Origin of the sequence: Paraburkholderia sp. GAS199, from assembly GCF_050436585.1 — a bacterium.
Lineage (GTDB): Bacteria > Pseudomonadota > Gammaproteobacteria > Burkholderiales > Burkholderiaceae > Paraburkholderia.
The window spans coordinates 183,695-195,417 of the sequence record NZ_JBNDMM010000006.1; the positions used below are offsets into that span (position 1 = coordinate 183,695).

Annotated in this window: 14 protein-coding genes; 10 read left to right on the top strand and 4 right to left on the bottom strand. The window is 64.5% G+C overall.

All coding sequences use genetic code 11. The features are described 5' to 3' along the window. Positions 1–87: 87 nt before the first annotated feature. The 6 genes from P3T18_RS22840 to P3T18_RS22865 all read left to right on the top strand — a co-directional run bounded on the left by P3T18_RS22840 (position 88) and on the right by P3T18_RS22865 (position 5,929). Entirely contained in the window at positions 88–1,083 is a 996-nt protein-coding gene (locus P3T18_RS22840) for a sugar kinase (protein WP_429302237.1), read from the top strand. A 107-nt stretch (positions 1,084–1,190) separates the two neighbouring features. Continuing rightward, positions 1,191–2,489: an MFS transporter gene (locus tag P3T18_RS22845; RefSeq protein WP_429302238.1), complete on the top strand. Its 1,299-nt coding sequence runs from the start codon at positions 1,191–1,193 to the stop codon at positions 2,487–2,489. 4 nt (positions 2,490–2,493) lie between these two features. Continuing rightward, complete coding sequence (locus tag P3T18_RS22850) at positions 2,494–3,468, top strand: 2-hydroxyacid dehydrogenase (RefSeq protein WP_429302239.1); 975 nt, start codon at positions 2,494–2,496, stop codon at positions 3,466–3,468. Further along, positions 3,465–4,568, top strand: a complete 1,104-nt coding sequence (locus P3T18_RS22855; RefSeq protein WP_429302240.1) for a LacI family DNA-binding transcriptional regulator — start codon at positions 3,465–3,467, stop codon at positions 4,566–4,568. Before P3T18_RS22850 ends, P3T18_RS22855 begins: the two co-directional genes overlap by 4 nt. 71 nt (positions 4,569–4,639) lie before the next feature. Next, positions 4,640–5,467, top strand: coding sequence for a YhfC family intramembrane metalloprotease (locus P3T18_RS22860; RefSeq protein ID WP_429302241.1), 828 nt, complete (start codon positions 4,640–4,642; stop codon positions 5,465–5,467). A gap of 93 nt (positions 5,468–5,560) precedes the next feature. Then, entirely contained in the window at positions 5,561–5,929 is a 369-nt protein-coding gene (locus tag P3T18_RS22865; protein WP_429302242.1) for a DUF3022 domain-containing protein, read from the top strand. A gap of 78 nt (positions 5,930–6,007) precedes the next feature. Here the strand turns inward: P3T18_RS22865 and P3T18_RS22870 are convergent, their stop codons facing one another. Together P3T18_RS22870 and P3T18_RS22875 are read right to left on the bottom strand one after the other, a co-directional pair. After that, entirely contained in the window at positions 6,008–6,445 is a 438-nt protein-coding gene (locus tag P3T18_RS22870) for a PGDYG domain-containing protein (protein WP_429302243.1), read from the bottom strand. A gap of 117 nt (positions 6,446–6,562) precedes the next feature. Beyond that, complete coding sequence (locus P3T18_RS22875; protein WP_429302244.1) at positions 6,563–7,075, bottom strand: Spy/CpxP family protein refolding chaperone; 513 nt, start codon at positions 7,073–7,075, stop codon at positions 6,563–6,565. A 186-nt stretch (positions 7,076–7,261) separates the two neighbouring features. On the opposite strand from P3T18_RS22875, the gene P3T18_RS22880 reads away from it, so the two are divergent. The 3 genes from P3T18_RS22880 (at position 7,262) to P3T18_RS22890 (ending at position 10,068) form a co-directional block, all read left to right on the top strand. Continuing rightward, on the top strand, positions 7,262–8,146 hold the full coding sequence (locus P3T18_RS22880) for a LysR family transcriptional regulator (RefSeq protein WP_429302245.1): 885 nt from the start codon (positions 7,262–7,264) through the stop codon (positions 8,144–8,146). 108 nt (positions 8,147–8,254) lie between these two features. Beyond that, entirely contained in the window at positions 8,255–8,713 is a 459-nt protein-coding gene (locus P3T18_RS22885; protein WP_429302246.1) for an Lrp/AsnC family transcriptional regulator, read from the top strand. Between the two features lie 257 nt (positions 8,714–8,970). Next, positions 8,971–10,068 (top strand): saccharopine dehydrogenase C-terminal domain-containing protein, encoded by a 1,098-nt coding sequence (locus P3T18_RS22890; RefSeq protein WP_429302247.1) that lies wholly within the window; start codon positions 8,971–8,973, stop codon positions 10,066–10,068. 49 nt (positions 10,069–10,117) lie between these two features. On the opposite strand, the gene P3T18_RS22895 is transcribed toward P3T18_RS22890, so the two are convergent. After that, positions 10,118–10,747 carry an AAA family ATPase gene (locus P3T18_RS22895; protein WP_429302248.1) on the bottom strand — a complete coding sequence of 210 codons (630 nt, stop codon included), beginning with the start codon at positions 10,745–10,747 and terminating at the stop codon, positions 10,118–10,120. Continuing rightward, entirely contained in the window at positions 10,744–10,887 is a 144-nt protein-coding gene (gene cydX, locus P3T18_RS22900) for a cytochrome bd-I oxidase subunit CydX (protein WP_429302538.1), read from the bottom strand. The genes P3T18_RS22895 and cydX overlap by 4 nt, the downstream gene beginning before the upstream one ends. Before the next feature lie 358 nt (positions 10,888–11,245). Between cydX and P3T18_RS22905 the strand changes: the two genes are divergently transcribed. Then, entirely contained in the window at positions 11,246–11,686 is a 441-nt protein-coding gene (locus P3T18_RS22905) for a hypothetical protein (RefSeq protein ID WP_429302249.1), read from the top strand. The last annotated feature ends 37 nt before the right edge of the window (positions 11,687–11,723 follow it).

An 11,723-nucleotide genomic window follows, 5' to 3' on the forward strand; every position in this document is an offset into this window, starting at 1 on the left:
AGCACGCAGGCACGCAACAAGCTGAAAGCAACACCGAAATAAGCAACACCGAACGCGCAACACGCACGAAACAGGCAGGAGCGAAGCATGAGCAACACAAGCGCAGCACTCGACGTCGTCACCTACGGTGAAGCCATGGCCATGTTCGTGGCGGCCGAAACCGGACCGCTCGCCGCCGTCGGCCAGTTCACGAGGCGCGTGGCGGGCGCCGACCTGAACGTGGCGATCGGCCTGTCGCGCCTCGGCTTCAAGGTGGGCTGGATGAGCCGCGTGGGCAACGATTCGTTCGGCCAGTTCGTGCGCGACACGCTGACCAAGGAAGGCATCGACCAGCGCTGCGTCGTTACCGACGAACGTTATCCGACTGGCTTCCAGCTGAAATCGAAGAACGACGACGGCAGCGATCCGGCCATCGAATACTTCCGCAAGGGCTCGGCGGCGAGTCATCTGTCGCTCGACGACTACGCGGCCGACTACGTGCTCGGCGCGCGTCATCTGCATCTGACCGGCGTGGCGCCCGCGATTTCCGCGAGCTCGCGCGAACTCGCCTTCCATCTGGCGCGCGAAATGCGTGCCGCAGGCAAGACGATTTCCTTCGACCCGAACCTGCGCCCGACGCTGTGGCCCTCGCGCGCGGCGATGGTCGAAGGTCTGAACGCGCTGGCCGGCTTCGCCGACTGGGTGCTGCCGGGCATCGGCGAAGGCGAGATTCTGACCGGCTACACCCAGCCCGACGATATCGCGAAGTTCTACCTCGACCGGGGCGCGCGCGGCGTCATCATCAAGCTCGGCGCGCAAGGCGCGTACTTTCGCACCGCCGATTCCGCCGATTCCTTTGGCACCGTCGCGGGCCAGCCGGTCGCGAAGGTGGTGGACACCGTCGGCGCGGGCGATGGCTTCGCGGTCGGCGTGGTGAGCGCGCTGCTCGAAGGCAAGTCCTTGCCGGACGCGGTGGCGCGCGGCAACCGCATCGGCGCGCTGGCGATCCAGGTGATCGGCGATTCGGAAGGCCTGCCGGGCCGCGCGGAACTCGATGCGCTGGAAGCCGCCCGCGCCGAGCCGGCCGCCGCTGCCGCAGCCTGAGCAGCGTCGTCGGCTCGTCGGTCGACGCCGGACCCATAACAGCAAGAGCGCTCGCATAGCGCCCCATGACCTCTTTCACGTTTCGGGACGCTGTCACAGGAGACACCATGACCTCATCGCTTGCGATTCGCCGTTGGTGGACGATCATGCCGATCGTTTTCATCACGTACAGCCTCGCTTATCTCGATCGCGCGAACTTCGGTTTCGCCTCGGCCGCCGGCATCAATCAGGATCTCGGCATCAGCAAGGGCTTGTCTTCGCTGATCGGCGCGCTGTTCTTCCTCGGCTACTTCTTCTTCCAGATTCCGGGCGCGATCTACGCGGAACGCCGCAGCGTGAAGAAGCTGGTGTTCTGGAGCCTCGTGCTGTGGGGCGGCTGCGCGTCGCTCACCGGCATGGTCAGCAATATTCCTTCGCTGATGGTGATCCGCTTCGTGCTCGGCGTGGTCGAAGCCGCGGTCATGCCCGCCATGCTGATTTTCATCAGCAACTGGTTCACCAAAAGCGAGCGCTCGCGTGCCAACACCTTCCTGATTCTCGGCAATCCGGTGACCGTGCTGTGGATGTCGGTGGTGTCGGGCTATCTGGTGCATTCGTTCGGCTGGCGTCACATGTTCATCGCCGAAGGCGCGCCCGCGATTCTGTGGGCCATCTGCTGGTGGTTCATCGTGCGCGACAAGCCGGAGCAGGTCTCGTGGCTCACGCAACAGGAAAAGCGCGATCTCGCGGAGACCCTGCGCGCCGAGCAGGCCGCCATCAAACCGGTGCGCAATTACAGCGAGGCCTTCCGCACGCCCGCGGTGATCAAGCTGTGCGCGCAGTATTTCTGCTGGAGCATCGGTGTGTACGGTTTCGTGCTGTGGCTGCCGTCGATCCTGAAGAACGGTTCGACGCTCGGCATGGTCGAAACCGGCTGGCTCTCGGCGCTGCCGTATCTCGCCGCAACGATTGCGATGCTGGCGGCTTCGTGGGCATCGGATAAACTCAACCGCCGCAAGGTGTTCGTGTGGCCGTTCCTGCTGGTCGGTGCGGTGGCTTTCGCCGCGTCTTACGCGCTCGGCTCGACGCACTTCTGGCTGTCGTACAGTCTGCTGGTGATCGCGGGCGCCGCGATGTATGCGCCGTACGGCCCGTTCTTCGCGATCGTGCCGGAACTGCTGCCGAAAAACGTCGCGGGCGGCGCGATGGCGCTGATCAACAGCATGGGCGCGCTGGGTTCGTTCGTCGGCTCGTACGTGGTCGGCTATCTGAACGGCGCGACCGGCTCGCCGGCGGCGTCGTATGCTTTCATGAGCGTGGCGCTGGTCGCCGCCGTGATCCTGACGCTGATCGTCAAACCGCAGGCTCAGTCCCAACCGGCAGCGGCGAATGCTTCGCCGCTCGCCACACCGTTGCAAGGAAAATAAGCTGATGAAGAAGATCGTCGCCTGGAAGTCGTTGCCCGAAGACGTGCTCGCGTATCTGCAGCAACACGCTGAAGTCGTGCAGGTCGATCCCACGCAGCACGACACGTTCGTCGCCGCGTTGCGCGACGCGGACGGCGGCATCGGTTCGAGCGTGAAGATCACGTCGGAGATGCTCGAAGGCGCGTCGCGGCTGAAGGCGCTCTCGACCATCTCGGTAGGCTTCGACCAGTTCGACGTGGCGGACCTCACGCGTCGCGGCATCGTGCTCGCGCACACGCCGGACGTGCTGACCGAATCCACCGCCGACACGGTGTTCTCGCTGATCCTCGCCTCCGCGCGGCGAGTGGTCGAACTCGCCGACTGGGTGAAGGCGGGGCAGTGGAAGCACAGCATCGGCCCCGCGCATTTCGGCGTGGACGTGCAGGGCAAGACGCTCGGCATCGTCGGACTGGGTCGCATCGGCGGTGCGGTCGCCCGGCGTGCCGCGCTCGGCTTCAACATGAAGGTGCTTTACACGAATCGCAGCCCGAACGCGCAGGCCGAGCAACAGTACGGCGCGCGCCGCGTCGAACTGGCCGAACTGCTGGCGAGTGCTGACTTCGTCTGTCTGCAGGTGCCGCTCACGCCGGAAACGAAGCATATGATCGGCGCGGCCGAACTCCGGTCGATGAAAAAAAGCGCGATCCTGATCAACGCGTCGCGCGGCGCGACGGTCGACGAAGCGGCCCTGATCGACGCCTTGCGCAACGGCACGATTCACGCCGCGGGGCTCGACGTCTTCGAAACCGAACCGTTGCCGGCCGACTCGCCGCTGCTGACCATGCCGAACGTGGTGGCGCTGCCGCATATCGGTTCCGCCACGCACGAGACGCGTCACGCCATGGCGCTCAACGCGGCGGAGAATCTGGTGGCCGCGCTCGACGGCACGCTGGCCGTGAACATCGTCAACCGCGACGTGCTGGGGCAGCACAAGCAATGAGCGCCGCGCCTCTGGCCACTGCCCGCCGCGCGACCATCACCGATGTCGCGCGCGAAGCCGGCACCGGCAAGACCAGCATTTCGCGCTACCTGAACGGCGAGATGAGCGTGCTGTCGCCCGAACTGCGCGCGCGCATCGAGGCGGCCATCCAGCGGCTCGACTATCAGCCGAATCAGATGGCGCGCGGACTCAAACGCGGACGCAACCGGCTGATCGGCATGCTGCTCGCCGATCTGACGAACCCGTACACGGTCGAGGTGCTGCAAGGCGTGGAAGCGGCGTGTCACGCGCTGGGTCTGATGCCGCTGATCTGCCACGCCGCCAACGAAGTGGAAATGGAGCGGCGCTATCTGCAACTGCTCACCACGTACCGCGTGGAAGGCGTGATCGTGAATGCGCTCGGCGTGCGGGAAGAAACCTTGCGGCCGGTGGGCGCCGGCGGGATTCCGGTGGTGCTGGTCGACCGTTCCGTCGACGGACTCGTGACCGACATGGTCGGGCTCGACAACCGCGGCGCCGCGGAACTCGGCACGCGGCATCTGCTGGAAAAGGGCTTCGACGACATCTGGTTCGTCGTACAGCCGTTCGAACAGGTCAGTTCGCGCAATCTGCGCGAAGCGGCGTTCCGCGAGGTGCTGGGCAACAACGGTAACGGCAACGGTAAGGCTCACGCGCGCGGCCGTACGCTGGTGTTGAATCTGGGCGATCCCGAAGCGGTTCAGGCGAGCCTCGCCGAACTGGATCGGGCGATCGAGGCGGCGGCGGGTGTGGCGGGTGGCGTAGATCGTCAAGCCAGGCGCACCGTCGCTCCCGGCAGACGCATCGCGCTGTTCGCCGCCAACGCGCCGGTCGCGCTATGCCTCGCTTTGCATCTGAAAGCGCGCTACGGCGCCGACTGGCAGACGCGCGCCGCGCTGCTCTCCATCGACGACCCCGAATGGGCCGAACTGACCGGCGTCACCACGATCCGTCAGCCGACCTACGAGATCGGCTATCGCGCGGTCGAGTTCCTGCACGAGCGCATCGAAGGCGTGCAGACCACTGCGCGAGACTGTCTGCTGCCAGGCGAACTGATCGTTCGCGCATCGACTTCGGGCTGAGTTCGCGCCGATCTGCGATCATTCGGGCTGCGGCGCGCAGCGGGTGCGCGCCGGATATCGCAAGGAAACTCATGGTCGTTGCACCGATTACCCTCACGAGCCTCGCCCTCGCGACGCTCTTCGTCGCCGCCTTACCGTTTCTCATCTATCGACGTTTGCGTCGCACGCTCGCACTGAATCCGCGCGACGCGATCGCCGGCATCGCCGTGTTCGCGCTCTTCGCGATGGTGATCGAGCGCGCCTTGAACGACTACGTCCTGCATCGCAACGAAGCCACCGCAAGCTTCCTGTCCAATCCGCTGGCGTTCGTGGTGTACGGCGCGCTGGCCGCGGGTATCTGCGAGGAAGTGGGGCGCTTCATCGGTATGCGCCTGCTGCTCAAACGGGCGGCCGCGAAGCAGGGCGTCACGCTCGCCGATGCCGCCAAGGCGTCGAGCGGCGACGGCACCGGGCTCACCTACGGTCTCGGTCACGGCGGCGCGGAAGTGTGGCTGGTCGGCGTGCTGGTGCAGGTTCAATGGGTGCTGTTCGCGATCTTCGAAAACCGTGGCGAACTGGACGGCTATCTCGGCAATCTGCCGGCTGAATCCGTGATGCGCATTCACGTGATCCTCGCCAGCCTCACGCCGCAGACGGCCGGCATCTTCGCGCTCGAACGTGTCGCGGCGCTGGTGTTCCAGATCGGTTTGTCGGTGCTGATGTGGCGCGGCGTGCGCGCGGGCTGGCGCGGTATCCTGCCGCTGGCGATTGCGCTGCACGCGCTCGTCGACGTGCCGGCCGCGCTGGTTCAGGCGGGTCTCGTGCCGCTCGCGGCGGTGGACGGCGTCTATGCCGTCGGCGCAGTGATCGTGGCGGGTCTGCTGTTCAAAACTTTCCGGCGCCCGGCGCTGGCCGCGTGACGGAGACGCTCGTGACCGCGGTTCATGACTGCGGTTCATGAGCCAGCCACGCGACAATCCACGACAAATCAACCGACATTCCCGGCATATTCCATGGAAGAAGCTTACCAATACGACTGCGCGAATCCCGAGTTCGAAGAATTGGCGCGCGTCATCAGCGATCTGTTTCCCGAACAGACGCAGTTCATCCAGCGTCCCGCCGAAGACGGCACGCCGACGCTCGCGATCCATTGGGTGGCGATGCGCTTCGGCTCGACGGCGCGCCGGATCGTAATGACGGTAGTGATTGCGCCGGCGGCGCTGGCGCGCTATCGCGCGTTGCCGGCGCGCTTGCGCGGCCGCAGTTTCGCGGTGTTGCGCGCTTTCGTCGAGGCGAGCATCGGCTCGCTCGAAGAACAGTACGCGAATGGGGAGGCGGTGCCGAAAGAAGTCACCGTCGATCTGGGCGAAGAGTTTGCCTGAGGCTGTGCCGCGGGCTGCGGCGGCCTTTAAACGAATCCGGCGGCTTCGCGCTGCCGGATTGGGTCGGCGGTTCGGATGCTAGTCCGCGCGTCGATAAACCTTGGCGAAGCGTGCAGCTTGCACCACGCCGTAATCGCCGGGTGCGTATTGCATGATCCAGTCGCCGGCGGTGCCGTGCAGAACGTCGCCGCCTTGCGCCGAGCGCGCCATGGAAAAGGCTTCGTGCATTTCCTTAGCCAGCAGGACGGCGGGACGATTGCGATAAGGGCCGGGCTCGCCGTGTGTCAAAGCGGCGTTGGCGGGCAGATATTTGGCGTCGAAGCGTTCGCGTGAGACGACCCAACGGTCGCCGGTCGAGCCGGTGATGAGCGCGTCGCCAGCCGCGTAGCGGTTCGGGCCTTCCAGGCTCATCAGTTCGCCTTCGAGCGCCGCGAATTCCACGGTCACGGTTTCGTCTTTAACGACGCGGACCGCGTCTGCGTCATGGCGCAGGTCGATGTTTTTCAGTTCAGTCATGGCGGTATTGTAATCGCCATGTGAGGCAGGTTCGCGCGCGGCAAAAATCCCGCGCCGCGCGCGAATCCTGCAGGGCGATACCCGCAGTCGAAACCGCGGATATCACCTCGTGCCGTATTACGGCTTCACTGCCGCGTCGCTGGCGGGCGCGGCCTTGGCGGCGCCATGCTTGCCGCGATGCGCGCCACGAGGACCGCCCATTGCGCCGCCCGGCTGATGGAAGGTCACGTCAGCCAGCTTCTTCTGTTCCGGCGAGAAGCTGGTGTAAAGCGGATCGAACGCGTCGACCAGCTTCTTCATGCCGTCGGCGTGTGCCTGGGCGATATCGGCGTATTGCTTCATGTCGTCGAGCGCCGACACGTTGGTCGCGGCCTTACGCTGCTGAAACAGCTGACCCATCGTCTGACCGTTGTTGCGCATGACATCGGCGAAGGCGTTCCATTGCGTTTCCTGCGCCGGCGTGATCTTCAGCTGGGTGTGCAGGTAGGCGATGCGGTCTTCGACATTGCGCTCATGGCCAGCCTTGGCCGCGGGCGCCGAGGCGCTCATGGCCGGTGCCGGCGCGGAAGATTGGGCGAACGCGCCGCTCATTGCGATGGCGGAGGCCAGCATTACCAGTGCTTTTTTCATCGAAACTCCTGATGTCTATTCGAATTGGGACAGGGCGAGCATGGCGAGCGGCCCATCTTGCGTGCGTTTTGCATGCAAGGCGGCCGGCTGCCCACTTCGCCGTCGCCGCTATTAGTATCACGATATCCCTACAATGCGAATGCAGTGCGACAAACGCTTACAACCGAAACGAACAGGAAATAGCGGGTGGACAAATTCGTCAGCATGGAAATCTTCGTGGCGGTCGTCGAAGCCGGCAGTCTGACAGCGGCGGCCGAGCGCTTCGATATTTCGTCGGCGATGGTCGGCAAGCATATCCGTTCGCTGGAGACGCGACTGGCTACGCGGCTCCTCACTCGCACCACGCGTCGGCAAAGTCTGACTGAAATCGGGCGGCAATATTACGAGCAGTGTCGGCGCATTCTGGCCGACGTCCGGCAGGCGGAGTCGCTCGCCGAAGCCATGGCCGCCGCACCGCGCGGCGTGCTGAAGGTGACGGTGCCGCTCACTTACGGCGTCGAGGTGTTTGCGCCCGCCATGACCGACTACCTGAACGCGTGGCCCGACGTGAGCCTCGAACTCGATCTGTCGAACCGGGTGGTCGATCTGGTGGAAGAGGGCTTCGACGCCGCCGTGCGGATTGGCCGTCTGGCGGATTCGAGTTTCATCGCGCGACCGTTGCGGCCTTACCGCATGCGCGCGTGCGCGTCGCCGGCGTATCTTGCGCGCGCGGGCATTCCGCGCATACCCGCCGACCTCGCGCAGCACGAATGCCTCGGCTTCCTGCATTGGGGACGCGAGGGACTGTGGCGGCTCGGCGGCGAAACCACCGAAGAAGACCAACTGCGTGCCGGACGATTTCGCGCCAACAACGGTCAGGCGCTGAAGGTGGCCGCCTTGCACGGTTTTGGTCTGGTGCTGCAACCGGAGGCGCTGCTTGCCAAAGAGATCGCCAGCGGCGATCTCGTCGCGGTGCTGGACGGCTATCTTCCGGAAGGCGCACCGGTACACCTCGTCTACCCACCCGACCGTCGCGCGACGCCGAAGCTCACCAGCTTCATCGACTTCGTGATCGAACGCTTCGGCGCCTGAACGCGATAGCTGAATGCAACGGCTGAACACAACGCCGCATCACCCGCCGCGCACGTCACGAGACGCGCGATAATCCGCTTCAATACCGACCAACTTCACGTGCCCTCGATGAGACCACCGCGCCTCGATCAACTCGACGACCTCGACCGCAACCTCGTTGCGCTGCTGCAAGCCAACGCGCGCGAAAGCGTGGCCAATCTCGCGCGCACGCTCGACGTGGCGCGGACCACCGTGATCGCCCGCATTGCGCGGCTCGAACGCAGCAATGTGATCGCCGGTTATAGCGTGCGGCTCGGTCAGGACGTGCTCGATTCGAGCATTCAGGCGTATGTCGGGATCATCATCGCGCCCAAACATGGGCCGGCGGTGCAGAAGCGCCTGGGCAAGATGCCCGAGGTGCAGATGTTGTGTGCCGTGAGCGGCGAGTTCGATTACGTCGCGTGGCTGCGCGCCGATTCGCCCGACCGTCTGAACGATCTGCTCGATCAGATCGGCGGTCTGGAAGGCGTGGAGCGCACCACCACCTCGATCATTCTCGCGCGCAAGATCGACCGCGGCATGACCTGAGCGCGCCACGCCGCTGACCGTATGGCGGCCCGATTGAAACGGCCGCATTGATACGATTTTTATACGTTTTCGACGGATTGCATGTCGGGTTCGTCATAACGTCGAAATTCATGGTCATAACGCAGCATTCTGTGCGTATGAACTGTTTTTGCTTCTCCCTAAACTGTCTATCGAAGGTTCAGCCAACCGGGCGCCACGCATCATGCGTGACGTGTTTCCCGAGCTCGAGACGGTTTATGAAAACAAAGGAGAAGCCCATGAAAGTTGCCATCGTTGGTGCAGGTCTGATCGGTCACACCATCGCCCACATGTTGCGTGAGACCGGCGATTACGAAGTCGTCGCGTTCGACCGCGACCAGCAGGCGCTCGACAAACTCGCGGCCCAGGGCATTCCCACCCACCGTCTCGATTCCGCGGACGCCGCCGTGCTGCGCGCGGCCATCCAGGGCTTCGACGCGCTCATCAACGCGCTGCCGTACTACCTCGCGGTGAACGTCGCGTCGGCGGCCAAGGGCGCGGGCGTGCATTACTTCGATCTGACCGAAGACGTGCGCGCCACGCATGCGATCCGCGCCATCGCCGACGACGCCGACCATGCCTTCATGCCGCAGTGCGGTCTGGCGCCGGGCTTCATCGGCATTGCCGCGCACGAACTCGCGAACCGCTTCAGCGAAATCCGCGACGTGAAGATGCGCGTGGGCGCGCTGCCGGAGTTTCCGACCAATGCGTTGAAGTACAACCTGACGTGGAGTGTCGACGGACTGATCAACGAATACTGCCAGCCGTGCGAAGCGATTCGCGACAGCCGCACGCAGTGGGTGCAGCCGCTCGAAGGCCTCGAACACTTCTCGCTCGACGGCACCGAATACGAGGCGTTCAATACGTCGGGCGGTCTGGGTACGTTGTGCGAAACGCTGTCGGGCCGCGTGGAATCGCTCGATTACAAGTCGGTGCGTTATCCGGGGCATCGCAACCTGATGCAGTTCCTGCTGGAAGATCTGCGCCTGTCGACCGATCGCGACAACCTCAAGAATATTTTGCGCCGCTCGGTGCCCGCCACGGCTCAGGACGTGGTGCTGGTGTTCATCACCGTGAGCGGCATGCGCGACGGGCAACTGGTGCAGGAAGTCTTCACCCGCAAGATTTTTGCGAAAACGGTGTGCGGCGTGCCGATGAGCGCGATCCAGATCACCACGGCCGGCGCGATGTGCGCAGTGCTCGATCTGTTCCGCGAACAGAAGCTGCCGCAGAAAGGTTTCGTGCGTCAGGAGCAGGTGTCGCTGCGCGACTTCCTCGCCAACCGCTTCGGCCAGTTGTACGAAGGACAATCGCTGCACGCGATGGAGACTGTCTGAGTTTCGCCAAGCCCCACTGACGTGGGGCTTTTTTATTTGCGCGGCAGTTCTACACCGGCAATGGCGGCATGATGTTGCCCGAACCCGCGTCCGGTTGCGCGGCGCCGACTATCCGCGCCAGCAGCGCGTCGATATCGGCGGACGTCGGGGCGGTATTGTCGAACATCAGCAGATCGCGGGCGATGTCCAACTCGGGCACGAAACGGCGCTGGCGATACTCGTCCCAGTGAGCGAGCTTGTAGGCGTCGTTCGGATCGTTGCGCGCCAGGATTCGCCGGCGCGCGGTTTCTTCTTCCGTGAAAACCCACACCACCCGCAAGACGACGTCCGCGCCGACGCCGAGCCACGCGCGATCGAACAGACGCCGCTCGCGCACTTCACGCGAAAGCGGCGCGACGACGAGCGCACCGACGCCGAGGTCGAGATTTTCGCGGGCCGTGTCGATCAAGCCGCGGTATTCCGGGTCGCGCAGATGCTGCAGGAAGAGCGGGCTGTCGCGGTCTTGCGCGTCGCCCGTCAGCATGGCCATCGCGGCCGCGCTGTAGCCGCCGTAGAGCGTGTCTTTGTCGAGCAAGCAGAAAGGGGAACCGCTCGCCTGCATCAGCGGACCGAGCAGCCGTTTCGCGAGCGTGGTCTTGCCGGTGCCCGCGTGGCCGCAGATAAACACCAGATGCGTCATGAAGACGTGTGGTCGGATGCGGGTGGTGAAGCGTCTTGCGGATCACGCGCGAATTTGCCGCCGGCCTCCAGCCACATCACGTTGATGATGCCGAAGCCGAGCGCCACGCCGATACCGAGAATCCAGGTGAAGTACCACATTGCGGCCTCCTTGAGGGTGTGCGCGGCAAAGCATGGCTTGCCCGATGAAGGGCGCCGCCGGACCCAGGGGTAAATCCGCAGAGGGCGGCGCGCGCGCACGGCGTCTTTTGCGGCGATCATGACCAGGAACGACACGCCGCGCAAGAGGGGGCAGGCGGGGGGCAGGCGGGCCCGAACTAACGCGAGAAGCTGTACCTCGTGCGCGAGGGCTGGCCGTTCGGCCAGGATGGCGAAGCGGCGCGGCGTTGTTATGATCGGATACGAAGCCTGCGATACCCATGCGCAAACAGGATCACGCACGACATAAGCGCACGACACGAACTCAAACCATAACGAAGCACGGGAGACCGGCATGCCGATGCGTTCACCTCTTCATCGCAGAGCCCTGGCTTATGCCTTTGCGCTCGTGTCTGTCTGGCTGGCGGGCTGCGCGGCGGCCCCGGCCGATCCCGTGCCGTTCAAGGAAGTGCCGGCCGCGCGCATCGTGCGGGCCGGCTATACGCAGGCCGCAACCGGTCTGGTGCCGGTGGACGTGCGGCGCGAACGTTCGCGCGACGTCATCGTGCGCTTTCGCGATGCGCTCGTGTACATCGACGGCGAGCAGGTCACCGATCTCATGAACGGCGAACACGTGGTCTTCTATCTGAGTCCGGGCGTGCATCGCATCGGCGTATCGACGCAGTTCGATCCGGTGATCGAAATGCGCTTCACGGTCACGGCCGACACGCGCTACACCAACCGCGCCTCGATCAGCTTCAACGAAGATCATCGTGTCGGTTTGCGCAGGGTCGCGCAGTAACGTCGCTCAGTCACTTTGCTGCGCTGCATTTGCACGA